Origin of the sequence: Aquisalimonas asiatica (assembly GCF_900110585.1) — a bacterium.
Classification (GTDB): domain Bacteria; phylum Pseudomonadota; class Gammaproteobacteria; order Nitrococcales; family Aquisalimonadaceae; genus Aquisalimonas; species Aquisalimonas asiatica.
On record NZ_FOEG01000003.1, the window covers coordinates 265,988 to 282,140 of the forward strand.

General features: G+C 66.5%; 16 protein-coding genes. 6 read left to right on the forward strand and 10 right to left on the reverse strand.

Going from position 1 to position 16,153, the window contains the following annotated elements; translation table 11 throughout:
• Nucleotides 1-53 precede the first annotated feature (53 nt).
• Nucleotides 54-725, reverse strand: coding sequence for a hypothetical protein (locus BMZ02_RS09060; protein ID WP_091642507.1), 672 nt, complete (start codon nucleotides 723-725; stop codon nucleotides 54-56).
• Nucleotides 726-1,018: 293 nt separating this feature from the next.
• On the opposite strand from BMZ02_RS09060, the gene BMZ02_RS09065 reads away from it, so the two are divergent.
• Nucleotides 1,019-2,035 carry a GGDEF domain-containing protein gene (locus BMZ02_RS09065; RefSeq protein ID WP_139209179.1) on the forward strand — a complete coding sequence of 339 codons (1,017 nt, stop codon included), beginning with the start codon at nucleotides 1,019-1,021 and terminating at the stop codon, nucleotides 2,033-2,035.
• Between the two features lie 103 nt (nucleotides 2,036-2,138).
• Here BMZ02_RS09065 and BMZ02_RS09070 read toward each other — a convergent pair whose 3' ends face one another.
• Entirely contained in the window at nucleotides 2,139-2,522 is a 384-nt protein-coding gene (locus BMZ02_RS09070; protein WP_139209180.1) for a hypothetical protein, read from the reverse strand.
• A gap of 146 nt (nucleotides 2,523-2,668) precedes the next feature.
• Here BMZ02_RS09070 and BMZ02_RS09075 point away from each other — a divergent pair, with 146 nt between their 5' ends.
• Genes BMZ02_RS09075 through BMZ02_RS09085 form a run of 3 tightly spaced genes read left to right on the forward strand, consistent with a single transcriptional unit; the run spans nucleotide 2,669 to nucleotide 5,335 of the window.
• Nucleotides 2,669-3,040: an XdhC family protein gene (locus tag BMZ02_RS09075; RefSeq protein WP_091642515.1), complete on the forward strand. Its 372-nt coding sequence runs from the start codon at nucleotides 2,669-2,671 to the stop codon at nucleotides 3,038-3,040.
• A 1-nt stretch (nucleotide 3,041) separates the two neighbouring features.
• Nucleotides 3,042-3,722 carry an XdhC family protein gene (locus BMZ02_RS09080; protein ID WP_091642518.1) on the forward strand — a complete coding sequence of 227 codons (681 nt, stop codon included), beginning with the start codon at nucleotides 3,042-3,044 and terminating at the stop codon, nucleotides 3,720-3,722.
• Nucleotides 3,719-5,335, forward strand: a complete 1,617-nt coding sequence (locus BMZ02_RS09085; protein WP_091642520.1) for an NTP transferase domain-containing protein — start codon at nucleotides 3,719-3,721, stop codon at nucleotides 5,333-5,335. The genes BMZ02_RS09080 and BMZ02_RS09085 overlap by 4 nt, the downstream gene beginning before the upstream one ends.
• A gap of 14 nt (nucleotides 5,336-5,349) precedes the next feature.
• Here BMZ02_RS09085 and BMZ02_RS09090 read toward each other — a convergent pair whose 3' ends face one another.
• Nucleotides 5,350-5,640, reverse strand: coding sequence for a DUF1330 domain-containing protein (locus tag BMZ02_RS09090; protein ID WP_091642523.1), 291 nt, complete (start codon nucleotides 5,638-5,640; stop codon nucleotides 5,350-5,352).
• 154 nt (nucleotides 5,641-5,794) lie between these two features.
• Nucleotides 5,795-6,451: a TetR/AcrR family transcriptional regulator gene (locus BMZ02_RS09095; RefSeq protein ID WP_091642525.1), complete on the reverse strand. Its 657-nt coding sequence runs from the start codon at nucleotides 6,449-6,451 to the stop codon at nucleotides 5,795-5,797.
• 316 nt (nucleotides 6,452-6,767) lie between these two features.
• On the opposite strand from BMZ02_RS09095, the gene BMZ02_RS09100 reads away from it, so the two are divergent.
• Together BMZ02_RS09100 and BMZ02_RS09105 are read left to right on the forward strand one after the other, a co-directional pair.
• The gene (locus BMZ02_RS09100; protein ID WP_171909872.1) at nucleotides 6,768-7,781 is read left to right on the forward strand and encodes an AAA family ATPase; all 1,014 of its coding nucleotides are present in this window, start codon (nucleotides 6,768-6,770) and stop codon (nucleotides 7,779-7,781) included.
• Nucleotides 7,774-9,546 carry a cobaltochelatase CobT-related protein gene (locus tag BMZ02_RS09105; protein WP_091642529.1) on the forward strand — a complete coding sequence of 591 codons (1,773 nt, stop codon included), beginning with the start codon at nucleotides 7,774-7,776 and terminating at the stop codon, nucleotides 9,544-9,546. Before BMZ02_RS09100 ends, BMZ02_RS09105 begins: the two co-directional genes overlap by 8 nt.
• Here the strand turns inward: BMZ02_RS09105 and BMZ02_RS09110 are convergent.
• The 6 genes from BMZ02_RS09110 to BMZ02_RS09135 form a co-directional block, all read right to left on the reverse strand.
• Entirely contained in the window at nucleotides 9,529-10,101 is a 573-nt protein-coding gene (locus BMZ02_RS09110) for an SRPBCC family protein (protein ID WP_091642532.1), read from the reverse strand. The genes BMZ02_RS09105 and BMZ02_RS09110 overlap by 18 nt on opposite strands.
• A 22-nt stretch (nucleotides 10,102-10,123) precedes the next feature.
• A complete protein-coding gene (locus BMZ02_RS09115; protein ID WP_091642535.1) occupies nucleotides 10,124-11,452 on the reverse strand; it encodes a TRAP transporter large permease in 1,329 nt (442 codons plus the stop codon).
• Nucleotides 11,449-12,015: a TRAP transporter small permease subunit gene (locus BMZ02_RS09120; protein ID WP_091642538.1), complete on the reverse strand. Its 567-nt coding sequence runs from the start codon at nucleotides 12,013-12,015 to the stop codon at nucleotides 11,449-11,451. Before BMZ02_RS09120 ends, BMZ02_RS09115 begins: the two co-directional genes overlap by 4 nt.
• 71 nt (nucleotides 12,016-12,086) lie before the next feature.
• Nucleotides 12,087-13,172 carry a C4-dicarboxylate TRAP transporter substrate-binding protein gene (locus BMZ02_RS09125; protein WP_091642540.1) on the reverse strand — a complete coding sequence of 362 codons (1,086 nt, stop codon included), beginning with the start codon at nucleotides 13,170-13,172 and terminating at the stop codon, nucleotides 12,087-12,089.
• 66 nt (nucleotides 13,173-13,238) lie between these two features.
• The gene (locus BMZ02_RS09130; protein ID WP_091642543.1) at nucleotides 13,239-15,632 is read right to left on the reverse strand and encodes a xanthine dehydrogenase family protein molybdopterin-binding subunit; all 2,394 of its coding nucleotides are present in this window, start codon (nucleotides 15,630-15,632) and stop codon (nucleotides 13,239-13,241) included.
• Nucleotides 15,629-16,147 (reverse strand): (2Fe-2S)-binding protein, encoded by a 519-nt coding sequence (locus tag BMZ02_RS09135; RefSeq protein WP_091642545.1) that lies wholly within the window; start codon nucleotides 16,145-16,147, stop codon nucleotides 15,629-15,631. Before BMZ02_RS09135 ends, BMZ02_RS09130 begins: the two co-directional genes overlap by 4 nt.
• Nucleotides 16,148-16,153 lie beyond the last annotated feature (6 nt).

Sequence of the window (16,153 nt, forward strand, 5' to 3'; positions counted from 1 at the left end):
CAGAACTGGCAGGACACCCGCCGGTGCCAATACGTTGTCGGCAGTCGACAGGCTCACTCCTGAGTGTAGACGTGCCACGAGGGCGTGCGACGCACGGACAGACGAACTGCAATCGCCTCCCTCAGAGCACCCGCATAACGCCGCCGACCACGACGCAGCGCCTGCCCGCAGCCGCGCATCGCATCGGTGACCGTTGTCCAGGAATACGCGACGGTGATCAGCCCCAACAGTTCCCACCAGTTCGAGCAGTAGATCTGCGCCTGGGCCGGGCTGCCCTCGAAATCCCAGGGTCCGCGGTAGATCACATGGGGCATGACGCGCTTCTGGGTCCGGGCCGCCTTGGGGCTGACCGACCCGCCGAAGATCCATCGCTTTCCCGACCGCAGCGCGTCCACGGCCGAGAACAGGTAGATCCGGTTGCGCTCGTGCGCGGTGAGCGCATGGCGAATCAGCCAGAAGCAGGTGATCTCCGAGGCGTTGCCCCGGGCCAGGTAGCGCTGGACGTCAGGGCGGGTGCGCACCGACTCGGGCATCATCTGGTAGTAGCGCAGAGGACCCCGCGCGTTGATGATGTAACCGCCCACCATACGGCCGTTCTTGTAGAATGCCCTGACCGTGTCGGCACAGAGAAAATAGTTGATATCAATGGGATTTTTGCAAAGTTTCCCAAAGTTGAAGAAGAATTCACGAATGCTTTCAGGGTCTCTGAGCAGAGCGCTTTCCATTGGTATACGGTCCTCTTTGGGATCTGTTCGTGCCCACGTCACCGGTGCGGATTCGGGCGTCACGCGTTAAAGAATAGTCAACTTTCCGGAACTTTCCCGGTGAGAACCTCTGCTGACGCGGGTTACAGGGCTTGACGAGCCGACGACTGTGGTAAGGTCTTCGCGTTGTGCTCTGCGTGGAGATAACGATCATTCACCCATGCAGACACGGTCCACTTTCTTCAACGATTCAACGGCGGTGAGAGGAGCACGCCACAGGACCTTTGACATGGAAGCACCGGTTCGGGCACATCATGTTTAATCAAAAATCGACGCTTGACCCTCAGCGGCTCCTGGTCCTGCGCACGCTGCTCGTGTTCACGATCGGTGGTTGCCTGTTCTTCGGGGGAATGAACATCGCCCGCGGGGTCTACCCACTCGCGGCGGTGGAGCTCGCGATCGGCCTCTTCTCGCTGTGGTTGTTCTTCTGGATCACCCGCAGCCCGGCTCCCGAACGCTGGCTGCTGATCTATCTGGTACTGTTCTTCAGCACCATGATGTTGGCAATCGCCACACCCGCGGCGTCGGCAACCGTTTTCGTCTGGGTCTTTCTGATACCGCTGATTTCGCACCTGCTGCTGGGGCGCAAGCGTGGCCTGATCATCGCGGTGGTGTTCCTTGCCCTGTCGGCAGCCATCTACTTCTACCGCGTGCACGATCAGCCCCAGTTGATGACGGCACTCGCCATCGCCAACGTGGTGCTGTGTGCGCTGGTCCTGATGGCACTGTCCTTCGCTTACGAACACGCGCGGGAGAAGACCGAGCAGCAGCTCCAGGCCCTGGCCACCACCGATTCGCTGACGGGTCTGCCGAACCGCGCGGCACTGCAGCCGGTACTCGCCCGCACCCACGCGCAAGCCGCCCGCGACGGGACGCGCTTCGCCCTGCTGTCAATGGACCTGGACCATTTCAAGGCACTCAACGATCAGCAGGGGCATGAAGCGGGGGACCGTGCGCTGGTGGCGTTCGCCGAGCTGCTTCGCGCGCGCCTGCGCGCCAGCGACATGCCCTGCCGCTGGGGCGGAGAGGAGTTTCAGGTGCTGGTGAGCGGAACCGACCGGGACGGCGCCGTGCGCATCGCCGAGGAAATCCGCGAGGCGCTGGAGTCCACCAGCCTTGCTCAGACGGAGGCAGGCGCCCAGGTCACCGTCAGCATCGGCATCGCGGTGTACCCGGACGACGGCAGAGCCATCCCGGACCTGCTGCTGACCGCCGACCGGCGGCTCTACCAGGCCAAATCCCGGGGACGGAACCAGGTGGTCGCATCGTAATCGGAGCATGGTTAGCGCCGTCCACCAACGGCACCAGGGTGTATGCCGCAGTCGCCGGGGACCGGCTTACGGTAGGCACGCGGGCGGGAAACCGCTCGTAGAATCAGCCGCGCCGGGCGGCGATGCGGATACGCAGCCGCAGCAGCGTCCACCCCACGGAGACAGCCGCCGCCGGCCACGCCAACATGCGCAACGCCTCGTGCCACGCCACCCCGTTCGCCAGGATCGCCTCCGGTGCCGTGAGCCGCAGCGCCATGGACGCACTCAACAACGAGAACGTGATCACCAGTGCAAGGTAATACGCCTGTCTTCGCTTGAGGCCAAGCAGGGCAAAGGCGACAAGGTGCACGAGAAAAACGACCAGTAGCAGGCCGGTCAGCATCGGGGGCATCGGGGGCATCAGTGGCTCGCCGTCCGGGCGGCGCGCGGCCCCCTCTGCGCCGCGCAGGGGCACGCACACCCGCGTGAATTCCCGCCATGATCGCATACTCGATGCGCATTGCGGGAGACTCAGGGGCCGTGCACAGGAAGCGCACCCGGCGACGCCGGCCGCTGGAATGGTACCTTGACCCAATGGCGTGACTACGTTATTAATCAATTGACCAATAACAACAACCGGGTATCGAGGGGCCCATGGCGACAGACACATCCACCCAGGCTGTACTGCTGGCGGACGATGACGATCTGACCATTCTCGGCACTGCGAGCCAGTGGCTGGCTTCCGGTCGCAATGTCGCCATCGCCCGTGTCATCCAGACCTGGGGCTCATCTCCCCGGCCGGTGGGCAGCATTCTCGCCGTGGACGACCGCATGCACATGATCGGCTCGGTCAGCGGCGGTTGCGTGGAATCCGCCGTGGTCCAGGAGGCTCAGGGCGTCATGCTGGGCGACGCCCCCAAGGTGCTCGAATTCGGTGTGACCAACGAAGAGGCCTGGAGCGTCGGGCTCGCCTGCGGCGGCACCATCCGCATCCTGGTAGAGCCCCTCTCGGCGGGAACCGCGTGACATGAAACAGTCCACCATCGAGACGCTACAGCAGATTCGCGCCGCCAAACGCCCGGCCGTGCTCGCCACCCGTCTCACGGACGGTCACGAATGCATCATCGATCCGGAGCAGCCTGACGGCCTTGGCCCTGCGGCGCGGGACGCGGTGCTGACCGACCGCAGCTGCCCCGTGGAAGCCGATGGCGAGACGTGGTTCCTGCAGGTGTTCAACCCGCCGCTGCGCATGCTGATCATCGGCGGCGTGCACATCGCCCAACACCTGAGCACCATGGCCCGGCAGGCGGGTTACGACGTCACCGTGATCGATCCGCGCGCGGCGTTCGCCTCGCCGGAGCGTTTTCCGGGCACGGCACTCGACCACCAGTGGCCGGACGCCGCCATGGCCGCCCTCGCCCCGGACCACCGCACCGCCGTTGTCGCCCTCACCCACGACCCCAAGATCGACGACCCGGCCATTCGCGCGGCGCTGGAGAGCAACGCCTTCTACGTGGGAGCCCTGGGCAGCCGCAAGACCCACGCCGGCCGCCGGGACCGGCTGCAGTCTGCCGGCATGGATCCGGCCGTGCTGGATCGCATCCACGCGCCCATCGGGCTCGACATCGGCGGGCGTTCGCCCGCGGAGATCGCCCTGAGCATCATCGCCGAAGTGACCCAGGTTCTGCGCCGGGGGGGTGCCCGATGAAATTCGGCGAATGCCTCCTGACGGAGGCCCAGGGCGGATTGCTGGTGCACACCATCAAGGTGGGCGGCAAGCGCTGGAGCAAGGGCCGGCAGCTCTCCGCAGACGACATCGCCGCACTGCGGGCGGCGGGCGTCGATACGGTGACTGTTGCTCACCTGGAGCCGGACGACACCCACGAAGACAGGGTCGCCGATGCCCTGGCGCGGGCGATGGCAGGCGACGGCGTGGAGGTGGGGCGGGCGTTCACCGGCCGCTGCAACCTGTACGCCGCGGAGGACGGCGTGGCGGCCCTGCACTTCGAGCGTCTGACCGCCTTCAACCACCTCGACGAAGCCCTGACCGTGGCCACCGTGCAGCCGTTCGAACAGGTCCGTGCGGGGCAGATGCTGGCCACCATCAAGGTGATCCCTTTCGCGGTGCCTGCCGCCCTGCTGGCGCACGCCCTGGAGCACCTGGACAAGCCCGCGGTCCGGGTCGCCCGCTACCACCGGCGCCGTTTCGGCCTGCTGATGACCCGCCTGCCGGTACTGAAGGACTCCCTGCTGGAGAAAGGCGAACGGGGCATCCGCCAGCGCCTGGCCGGCCTTGGTTGTGAGCTGGCAACGGTGCAGCAGTGCGACCACAACGAGAATGCCATTGCCGAGGCACTGCAGGCCATGGCCAGCACGCCGCTGGACGGTATTCTCGTTCTGGCCGCATCCGCCATCACCGATCGCCGCGATGTCATTCCGGCCGCCCTGACGGCTGCCGGCGGCAGCATCGAGCGCTTCGGCATGCCCGTGGATCCTGGCAACCTGCTGCTGCTTGGAGGAATCGGCACGCTACCGGTGGTGGGCCTGCCGGGATGCGCACGGTCACCGAAGATCAACGGGCTCGACTGGGTCCTGCGCCGCCTCGCCACGGACCTGCCACTGAACGCCAGCGTCATTGCCGGCATGGGCATCGGCGGGCTACTGCAGGAGACCAGTGAACGGCCGCAACTGCGCGAACCCGCCGCGACGGCGCAACGCAAACCCGGGGTGGCGGCGGTGGTCCTTGCCGCCGGTCACTCCCGGCGCATGGGTGACACCAACAAGCTGCTTGCCACCTGGCAGGACAAGGCGCTGATCCAGCACGGCGTCGACACCGCCCTCGCCTCCGGGGCCCGTCCGGTCTACGTAATCACCGGCCACGAGGGTGATCGCGTCGCCGGCGCACTGACCGGCCGCGATGTGGTGGTGGTCCACAACCCCGAGCACGAGGAGGGGCTGGCGAGTTCGCTGCGGGCGGCGGTCCGTGCCCTGCCGGAGTCCGTGGATGCCATGCTGGTCTGCCTGGGCGACATGCCGCGTGTCACCCCGGCCGACCTGGATCGCCTGATTGCGGCATTCTCACCGCAGGAAGGCCGGGCGGTGTGCATTCCCACCCACCAGGGCAAGCGCGGCAACCCGGTGCTGCTCGGGCGTCAGTTCTTCCCGGAAATCGCTGCCCTGGAGGGCGACCGCGGCGCCCGGGCACTGATCCGGGACAACGCTGAGGTAGTGGCGGAAGTTCCCGTGGACAGTGCCGGCATCCTCATGGATATCGACACGCCTGCCGCACTCCAGGGGCTGGACGATCACCCAGCCCCCTGAGCGCCCGGGCCGCGTTACTGCAGCCCTTCCACGATCATGAACCGCGCATCGGCAGCATCGCTGCGAAGCGCCCGCGCGGCCTGATACTCCGGTGAATTGAAGCAGGCTTCGGCCTGTTCGACGCTGTCGAATTCGATGATCACCACGCGGCCCGGCGGCTCCGCCCCTTCCAGGCCCACGCGCCGCCCTCCCCGGGCAAGCACCCGCCCGCCGTAAGCCTCTATGGCCGCAGGCGCGCGCTGCGCGTACTCCTTGTAGGCCGCTTCATCATCCACATCCACCAGCGCAAGCCAGTATGCCGTCATGGGTTGTTCTCCTCTTCCTGACGTTGAATCGACCGGCAGGCGGCCCGTTGATGTCCGGACTGCATCACCTGCACGGCCATGCTACTATTTATCAATTGCTCATTTTTGATGCGAGCTTACCGGGCCGCCGGAAAAACGCAAGGGCGCAGACCGGTCAGGACACGGCGTGGTAGTCGCGGAAATGCTCCCGCAGCGTGGGTGGCGTGCCGCGCAGGAAAGCACGCACCACGCGGGTGACATGCAGATCGAGATCGTCGGGGAACGGCAAATGGTAGATCCACTTGCGGATGCCCATGTAATAGATGCTCCCGTGCATGCTGGTGGCCAGCTGCACCTCCTCTTCCGTCAGCGGTATCTCGTCCGTGCCCGGAAGCCCACTGATCTCACGCAGCTCGCGGCACACGGGCTCCAGCAGTTTTTCGCGGACGATGGCGAGATAGCGACGGTTGAGATCGCCACCGGCCAGACCGGCCAGCATGAAGATACGGACCTGCTCGTAGGTGAAAATGGCCCGCGTGTACTCCTGATAAAAGCGGATCAACCGCTCCTCCAGGGACAGGGAGCGGTCAGCGAGAAGATCGTCCCAGCGCGGCTGCCAGCGCTGGAAGAACGTCTCCTGGTAGACACGCTCAATCAGGCTTTCCTTGCTCGGGAAATAACGATACAGAAGCGGCTGAGTAATCCCCAGGCGTTTTGCCAGTTCACGGGTCTGACCCTCAAAGCCGACTTCCGCAAAAAAGCGGATCGCTTCATCGACAATCTGCCGCTCACGATCCTGTGGGTCGAGCCGCTTTTTCGAACGGCCTTTCACGGCCGTCGTTCCGGAGCCTGCATCACTCACAGGAAACACCCCTTTGCAATTTGTTCACACCCCGGAGCAACAAGTGGCCTGGCGCATGGCCCGAGCCGCAGCGCGCGTCGAAAACACTGCCGGCCCCCTCTCGCTGGCGCCTTGCGACACCGTGCGAACGTCCTCCTGTTCTGGCTCCTGCCGATCTCTGATGATAGCACGCACCACCCTGATCGCTCCATGAAAGCGCCCTTTCCGCGCCACACGAAAGGCCCGGCAATACCGGCCTGGGCGGGGCACAAAAATCGCCTGAAACCCGTACATCAGGGAAGGAATGATGACCGAAAATAACACCGATTCGATTCAGGAAATGCAACCCGATACGCTCATTGATGTGGCCGGCACGTTCGGAATCGATCAGCATCTCGAGGTTCCGGCTTTCAGCCGTCGCACGGGCCACGTGCCGGCGCTGGACGCGAGTTATCATTTCGACTCCGATACCACTCTGGCGATTCTGGCCGGATTCTCCCACAATCGCCGGGTGATGGTGCAGGGATTTCACGGCACGGGGAAATCCACGCACATCGAACAGGTGGCCGCCCGCCTGAACTGGCCCTGTATCCGCATCAACCTCGACAGCCACATCAGCCGCATGGACCTGATCGGCCGCGACGCCATCGTCCTGCGCGACGGCGTCCAGGTGACAGAGTTCCGCGAGGGCCTGCTGCCGTGGGCACTGCAACGGCCGGTGGCGCTGGTCTTCGATGAGTACGACGCCGGCCGTCCGGACGTGATGTTCGTGATCCAGCGGGTGCTGGAAGCCGAAGGCAAACTGACCCTGCTGGACACCAACCGCGTCATCACCCCGCACCCGGCGTTCCGCATGTTCGCCACCGCCAACACCGTGGGTCTGGGTGACCCGAACGGCCTCTACCACGGCACCCAGCAGATCAACCAGGGCCAGATGGACCGCTGGAACATCCTGGCCACGCTGAACTACATCGACCATGACACGGAGGTGGAGATCGCCCTGCGCAAACTGCCGCACTGGCGCACCACCGAGGGCCGGGACGCCGTCTCGCGCATGGTCGCCACGGCGGCGCTGACCCGCTCGGGGTTCATCAACGGCGACATCTCCGTGCTCATGTCGCCGCGCACCGTCATCACCTGGCTGGAGAACACGGACATCTTCGGCGACCCGGCGTTCGCATTCCGGGTGACGTTTCTCAACAAGGCCGACGGGCTGGAACAGGAAACCATCGCCGAGTACTACCAGCGCTGCATGGGCGCGTTGCCGACCCCCGCAACCGGGGGCATCCACCTGAAACCCGCCGGGACCGGTCATGGCTGACCGGTCACTCCGCTTCGCGAGGGCGCAGACGGCCGTTGCCCGGGCGCTGTCCGGTGATCCGCGGCTCAAGGTCACGCTCGACGCCACCCCGCCCGCCGATGCGCCCCGGGAGGCGCTGGATGCGGTCCGCGGCCTCGCCGATCTGGAGGCGCTCAAGCGCCGCCACCACGGGCACGCGGCGCACGCCCGCCATGCCCCGTCGGCCGCGGCGGCGCGCGCGGTATACGACTGGGCCGAGGAGGCACGGCTCTCGGCGCTGGCGGGGCGTTCGCTGCTGGGCGTCACCCGCAACCTGGACGCGGCACTGGAACAGCGCTGCCGCGAGGCCGCCCCGGAGACGGCAGCCGCGGACGTGGACACGCCCCTGGCCCTGGCCGCCGGCCTGTGGTTGCGTGAGCAGCTCACCGGGCGGTCCCTGCCGCCTACGGCGGCCCGCATTGTCGGCTGCCGCCGGACGCGTATCAGCGCCGCCCTGACACCGCTCGTGCCGACACTGAACAGGCTATTGCACCAGCAGGATGCCTTCGCCGCGACGGCGGCCCGGCTGCCCGCCGCCCTTGGCATGCCCGTGGGCGACAACCCGGAGACCCCGCTACCCCGGGACGACGCACCGGGGGACGAGGACGACGATACGGGCACTGCAATGCCCGCGGCTGGCTCACCAAACCCCGCCGATGCCGCGGACCAGGAGACCGCGTCCGGCGACCGGGCGGAGTCCACCGCCAGCAACGGGCCTGCACTGGCGGCACCGGAGACGGAGGACACCGGATCACCGGACCCGAACGGCATCGGCGTTCGCGAAGCACCCACCGAACGCCCGGGCACATACCGGGTGTATACGCGCGCGTTCGACCGCATCACCCGCGCCGGGGATGCACTGGAGCGTGCCCGCCTGGAACAGCTCAGCACCCGGCTGAGGCAGGGCGACGCCGAGGAACACACCACCATCATGCGGCTTGCGCGCCGGCTGGAGCGTGCGCTCATGAGCGAACAGCGGCGCCGCTGGGTCTTCGACCAGGACGCGGGCCTGCTGGACGCCACCCGTCTTGCCTCCGTGGTCGCGGACCCCACGCTACGCCTCCCCTTCAAGCGCGAGATCACCACGCCGTTCCCCGACACGGTGCTGACCCTGCTGCTGGACTGCTCGGGGTCCATGCGCGGGCGCCCCATCCGGCTGGCCGGGCTGTGCGCCATGGCGGTGGGCGAGGCGCTGGCACGCTGCGCCATCAAGGTGGAAGTGCTGGGCTTCACCACGCGCGCCTGGGACGGCGGCGCATCCGGTGCCGCCTGGGAGCGCGCGGGCCAGCCGGCGGCGCCGGGCCGCCTCAACGATCTGCACCACATCATCTTCAAGGAGGCCGACGCGCCTTGGCGGCGCAGCCGGCGCAACCTCGGACTGCTGCTGCAGGATGATCTGCTGAAGGAGAACATCGACGGCGAGGCGTTGCAGTGGGCGCATCAGCGGCTGCTGCGCCGGCGCGAGGCGCGGCGGGTCCTTCTGGTGATCTCCGACGGACTGCCACGGGACGGCTTGACCCGGCGCGCCAACCCCACCGGCTTTCTGGAGGCCCATCTTCGTCATGTCATCGACCATATCGAGGGGCACTCCCCGGTGGAGCTCGCCGCCATTGGCATCGGTCACGACGTCACCGCCTACTACCGCAACGCCGTCGCCATCCCGGCCGCGGACCGGCTCGGCGCCGCCATGACCGGGCAGTTGCTCGCGCTGTTCACTGGCCGCCGCCCGTCAGCGCAGGAACAGTAGTAGCAGGATCAGCACCGCCAGGCCGACACCGCCGTAGATCAGCCAGGTGTTCCCGCCGCCCTCGCCCTGCGTGGCCGCACCGGCCTCATCGTCGGCCCCCGCCTCAGCCTCGCCACTGGACAGGCGCGCGTTCAGCGCGCTGAAGAACTGATCCGCATACTTGCGCGCGGTGCTCTGAACCAGCCGCGAGCCCAACTGCGCAAGCTTCCCGCCCAGCTGGGCCTGGGCCGTGTAGGTCAGCCGCGTACCGCCGTCGGCGTTATCCTCCAGGGTCACCGGTGCGGTGAGCTTGGCGAACCCGGCGGCCCCCTTGCCTTCGCCCACGATGGTGTAGCGCTGCGCCTCCTCCACATCCGTGAGCGTGACCGTGCCGTTCAGCGTCGCCTTCACGGGGCCGACCTTGGCGGTCACGGTGGCATCGAACCCGGAGCCGTCGTCCGTCGGTGTCAGCGCATCACAACCGGGAATGCAGTCACGCAGCACGTCGGGGTCGTTGATGGCCTGCCAGACCGTGTCGCGGTCGGCCGGGATGTCGTACTCACCACGGATATCCACAGTGTGTTTCTCCTCAGTCGGTTCAGATCAATGCCAGCGTCAGCAACGGGAACGTGGCGACCATGATCAGGGTGACCAGCATGATCGCGACAAAGGGCAGCACGCCGACGAAGATGGACTCCACGGACACGTTCGGATCGTTCAACGTCGATTTCACCGTGTAGATGGAAATTCCGAACGGTGGCGTGAGCAGCCCGATCTCCACGGCAATGACGGTGATGATGCCGAAGTGCACCAGATGGAAGCCGAAGTCCTGGGCAATGGGGACGGCAATGGGCGTCATGATCAACAGGATCGACGTGGAGTCGAGAATCATCCCGAGCAGCAGCACGATGATCACGTAGATCAGCAGGAAGCCGTAGGGGCCGAAGCCCGCGTCCTGCACGAACATGGCGATCTCGGCCGGCATGCCCACCATGGCGAGCATGCGGCTGTAGAAGCTCGCGGCGATGAGCAGGATGAGAATGCCCACGGCCACGCTGCCGGTCTCCCACAGCACCTGCCAGGCGCGGGACGCATTCAGGCTGCGCCGGGCCAGCGCCAGGACCAGCGCCCCGAACGCGCCGACACCCCCCGCCTCCGTGGGCGTGAAGAAACCGGAGTAGAGCCCGCCCAGCACCAGCGCCACCAGCAGCAGGATCGGCACCAGCTTGACGCAGATCTCGCCCAGGCCCATCACGCGCTCCGCTTCCCGCCCGTGCGCCGCTTTCAGCTTCTCGGCCATGTTGTAGACCAGGTTCGGCGCGAACCGGGCCAGCAGCAGGATCATGATCACGAAGTTCACCGCCAGCAGCAGCCCCGGCAGCACCCCGGCCAGGAACATGTGGCCAATGGAGACTTCGGCGAGAATGCCGTAGACGATCAGCAGCAGGCTGGGCGGGATCATCATGCCCAGCACCGAGCTGCCCGCCACCGTCCCGGCGGCGAACGCCTTGTTGTAGCCCAGCCGCGCCATTTCCGGCACCGCCACCTTGGTGAACACCGCGGCGGAGGCGATGGAGACACCGGTGACCGCTGCGAAGACCGTGTTGGCGGACACCGTGGCGATGCCGAGCCCGCCGCTGATGCGGCGCAGGAGCGAGGCGGCCACATCGAAGGTGTCCCGCCCCACGTTGGATATACTCACCAGCAATCCCATCAATACGAACAGGGGAATGGTGGCGAATATGTAATTGGAGATGCCGTTGTACGCGGCGATGTACATGAGGTTGAAGGCGAGATCGATGTTGTCCCGCACCAGCCACACGCCAACAAAGGCCACGCTCATCAGGGCGACGGCGATATGCAGCCCCATGATGACCAGCACGAACAACAGGGCGATCAGTGTCAGCCCGAGGCCAAGGTCCGTCATATGACGTCCGCCCTCCCTTCAATGAGCCGGCGGACGTTCACCGGAACCAGTGCCAGACAGGCGAGCAGCGCCAGCGCGGAGCCAAGCACCACCAGCCCCCGGAACGGCCAGGTCTGCATGGTGAACTGCCCCCGCACGCCGAAGTACTGCCCGCTCACCCAGGCATCCACGAACTGACCCCACGAGGCGGTAATCAGCAGGGCGAACAGGGTGGCGCCGATCAGCAGATAGAGGATCTCCAGCGCGCAGCGCACCCGGGGCAGACGCTCGGCCAGCAGGTTGAGCACGAATCCGGCCCGGGTCAGGCGTCCCGACACCACCGCCCACGCAAGCTGCAGATAGACAATGGCCACCACCGAACGGCCGGCAAACTCGGCCACCCCGGTGATCGGCATGTTGAGAAAGTTGCGGCCGACCACATCGGCGACAATCAGAAACATGAGAAACACGATCCAGACCGTCCCCAGCGCCCCGAACACCATGGGGATGTAACGGAACAGACCGGCCTCGATGCCTTCTCCGCCCTTGATGGTCTCGCGGAGTTCTTCATCAGTGCTGCCCACGGCGCACCCCCGGATCGACGAACCCGAAAGGTGCACCGGCCCCGCCGGCGCACCTTTCAGCGGTGACGGCTTCAGCGGACGATGGCGTCCCAGTCGCGCAGCGGCTCTTCGCCATGCTCGCGCAGCAGGTCGAAGTACGCCTTGAGCAGGTCTTCGGCATCGTCGCCGCCCATGTCGAGCCAGTCCTCGACAATGCTCTCGGGCAGGCTCTCCACCCAGCGCTCCTTCTCGGATTCAGGCAGCTCACTGACGTTCAGGCCCTGGTTCTGCATCTTCTCGAGCGCGTCGTCCATCTGCTCGGTCACGTACTCGCCGTGGCGCAGGGAAGTCTCCTTGCCGGCCTCGAGAAAGGCCTCCCGAACCTCTTCCGGCAGGCCTTCGTAGAAGTCCTTGTTCACCGCCACGCTGCCGAAGTACATGGCGCCGATGCCCACGCGGGTGAGCTCCGGGGCCACTTCGTAGACCTGGGTGGGCTCGATGCCGGTGGCAAACGAGAGCGCCCCCTCGGTGACACCGGTCTGGATGTTGGTGTAGTAGGTGGTCAGCGCGCCGTCCACCGGCGTGGCGCCGGTACCGGAGAGCCAGTTGGCCGAGGAGCCCGGCGCGTTGATGCGCATGTTGCGCAGGTCGTCCAGGCTCTCCACCTGGCTGGTGGCGTAGATGTCGTAGCTGTCGGTGATCAGCGAGGACAGGTGCACCATGTTCTGGGATGCCCAGCTGTCCACAAGCGCACCCACTTCGGTATTCAGCTCGTCAAAGATCTGGACCAGCAGTTCGTGATCCTCGGTAGCGAACGGCGTGTAGTAGGTGACGTTCTGCAGGGGCATGTCGGAGCCCTCCCAGACCGTGCCGACCATGCCCACGTCAACGATCCCGTCACGCAACGAAGTGCGCGTATCACCGAAGTCGAACAGCGTGCCACCGTAGGACTCGCGCCAGTTGATCCGGTAGTTGCCGCCGTTGTCCTCGAGGATGCGATCCACTTCCGGCTGGAAGACGTTCTGCATGGCCCAGACCCAGATGTTCTGGGTGGGGTGGCTGGAGCCGATCTCGACCCGGATGGTCTCCGTGGCCGCGGCGGTGCTTCCCGCCATCAGGGCGCTCAGCGCAAGCGCGCTGAGCCCGGCGGTCTTTCGCGAGTGGATGATTCGTTTCATGGTGTCTCCTCCGTCTCTCTAATCACCGGCGTGATGCCGGCCTTTTATAGTTTCCGTTGCACGCCGTCAGCGCCCGTCCGGATCGGGGACCTTGCCCAGGGCGGCGAGCACCCGCTCCGGCGTGAACGGCATGCGGGTGACCCGGCCGCCGAAGGGCCGGATGGCGTCGTTGATGGCGTTCATGACGGCCGCCGGTGCCCCCGCGGTACCGGCTTCCCCTGCCCCCTTTGCGCCCAGCTCCGATTCCTGGGTGGGCGTCTCCACGTGGCCGATCACCATGTCGGGCATTTCCGATGCCATGGGCACCAGGTAATCGGCCATGTTGGCGTTCTCGAGCTGACCCTCCGCGGAGTACACGCACTCCTCGTACAGCGCACCGCCAAGCCCCTGCACGATGCCGCCGCGGATCTGTTCGTCCACCAGCTGGGGGTTGATCACCCGACCGCAGTCCTCGATGCACCAGTGCTTGAGCGGCTTGACGAAGCCCGTCTCCACATCCACTTCCACCAGGCTCGCCTGGATGCCGTTGGTGAAGGCGAACGGGTAATCGCTGGTGATGTAGTGGCGGGTGGCCACCATCTCCCGGTCCAGATCCTTGGGCAGGGTGTCGCCGCGGAAGTAGACGATGCGGCCGAGCTCGGCGAGCGGCATGCGCTCTTCGCCGGTGGCTCGATCTTTGACCGCGCCGTCGATAATGTCCAGGGCTTCCGGCGTCGACTGCAACATGGCCGCCGCCACCTGCAGGATGTTGTCGCGCAGTGCGCGGCCGGCACGGAATGCGGCCGCCCCGCCGATGCCCGCGCCCCGGGACGCCCAGGTGCCGCCGCCGTAGGGCGTGGTCTGGGTGTCGCCGGTGATCACTTTCACCGTCTCCATGGGCACGCCGACACTCTCGGCCACCACCTGCGCGAGCATCCCTTCCGTGCCCTGGCCCTGCTCGGTGACGCCGGAGAGCACCACCAGGGAACCATCGGGGTCCATGCGCACCGTGGCACCGTCCTGTGCCGAGATGCGCGCACCACCGATGCCGTACATGAAGGGACTGGGGTTGGTCAGCTCGATGAAGCTGGCAATGCCGATGCCGCGGTAGACACCCTTACCGCGCAGCGCCTCCTGCTCCCGGCGCAGACCGTCGTAGTCCATGAGGTCCAGCAGCTTGTCGAGGCTGGCGTGGTGAGACAGCCCCTCGAACCTCATGCCGCTGGCAGCGGTGTAGGGGTAGGCGTCGTCGGGCACCAGGTTGCGTCGGCGCAACGCCACCGGATCCATGCCCAGCGCCTCCGCCGCCAGGTCCACCATGCCCTCGGTAACCGCGCAGGCAATGGGGTGGCCCACGGCACGGTACTGGCACATGGGCGCCTTGTTCTGCATGACCACCGTGGTGGTGGCCTTGTAGCCGGCCAGGTCGTAGGGCCCGCCACAGAGGTTCACTACCTGGTTGCCCTCGATGGCGCTGGTGCGCGGGTAGACGGAATAGGGACCGATACCGGTGAGGTCGTCGATCTCCAGGGCAGTGATCCTGCCGCTGTCATCCACGGCCATGCGCGCCTTCACCCGGTGATCCCGGGCATGGATATCGGAGGTGAACGACTCCAGCCGGTCGGCGATGAACTTCACCGGCCGGCCCATGACGCGGGAGATGGCGGCGGTGGCCATTTCATCGGGGTAGATGTGCACCTTGATGCCGTAGGAGCCGCCCACGTCGCCGCAGATCACCCGCACCTTGCCCTCGGGCAGATCCAGGTGCTTGGCGAACGACGACTGGATCATGTGCGGCGCCTGGGTGGCCGCATAGAGGGTGAGCTGGTTCTCGGAGCGGTTGAAATCCGCCAGGATGGAGCGCGGCTCCAGGCACACGCCGGTGTGCCGGCCGGTATGGAAGGTCTCTTCCACCACGTGCGCCGCGGACGCGAAGGCGTCGGCCACGTCGCCGGACTCATGGGTGCGGGTGAACGTGAGATTGTCGCCCAGTTCCTCGTGCAGTACCGGCGTGTCCGGATCCAGGGCGGTCTCCATGTCCGCCACCACCGGCAACGGCTCGAAGTCCACCTCCAGCGCGGCGGCGCCGTCCTCGGCCACGGCGCGGCTCTCGGCCACCACCGCCGCCACCGGCTCACCCACCCACATGGCCCGCTCCACGGCCAGTGCGTGCTGCGGCGCGGACTTCATGCCCTTGAGATGATCCAGCGTAGCCACCCAGGGCGTGCAGACATCTTTCAGATCGTGCCCCGTGAACACGCGCAGCACACCCGGGATCGCTTTCGCGGCGTCGGCATTGATGCCGTTGATGCGGGCGTGGGCGTACGGGCTGCGCAGGTAGGCCACGTGCACGGTGCGCGGCAGGTGGACGTCGTCCACGTACTGCCCCCGCCCCTCCACCAGCTTGCGGGCATTGGGGCGCGGCACCGTCTTGCCGATATAACTGTTGGGTCGATCGACCTGGTTGAGATCAATAGTCATTCCGAGCCTCCTCCCGCCTGGGTGGCGCCTGCACGGGTGCCTGCGGCCATTTCCACTGCGTCGACGATCGCTTCGTAGCCGGTGCACCGGCAGTAGTTGCCGGAGATGTGCTCGCGGATCTCCTCGCGCGAGGGCTGGCCGTCGCGGGCGAGCAGGTCCGCCGCGGTGATCAGCATGCCCGGCGTGCAGAAGCCGCACTGGAGGGCGTTTCGCTCCACGAACGCCTTCTGCAGCGCCTCCAGGGAGCCATTGTCGGAGAGCCCCTCGATGGTCCACACCTCCGCACCATCCGCCTGGGCCGCCAGCATCAGGCAGCCGCGCACCACGTCGCCATTCACCTGCACCGTGCAGGCGCCGCATACACCGTGCTCGCAGCCGGTGTGCGTGCCCGTGAGGCCCACATCCAGGCGCAGGAAATCCACCAGGTGGCGGCGTGCGTCCACGCGGCGCGCGACGCGCTCGCCGTTGACGGTGACCGTCACATCCACTTCATGCGCAAAACTGTTGTCGCTCATGCCCGC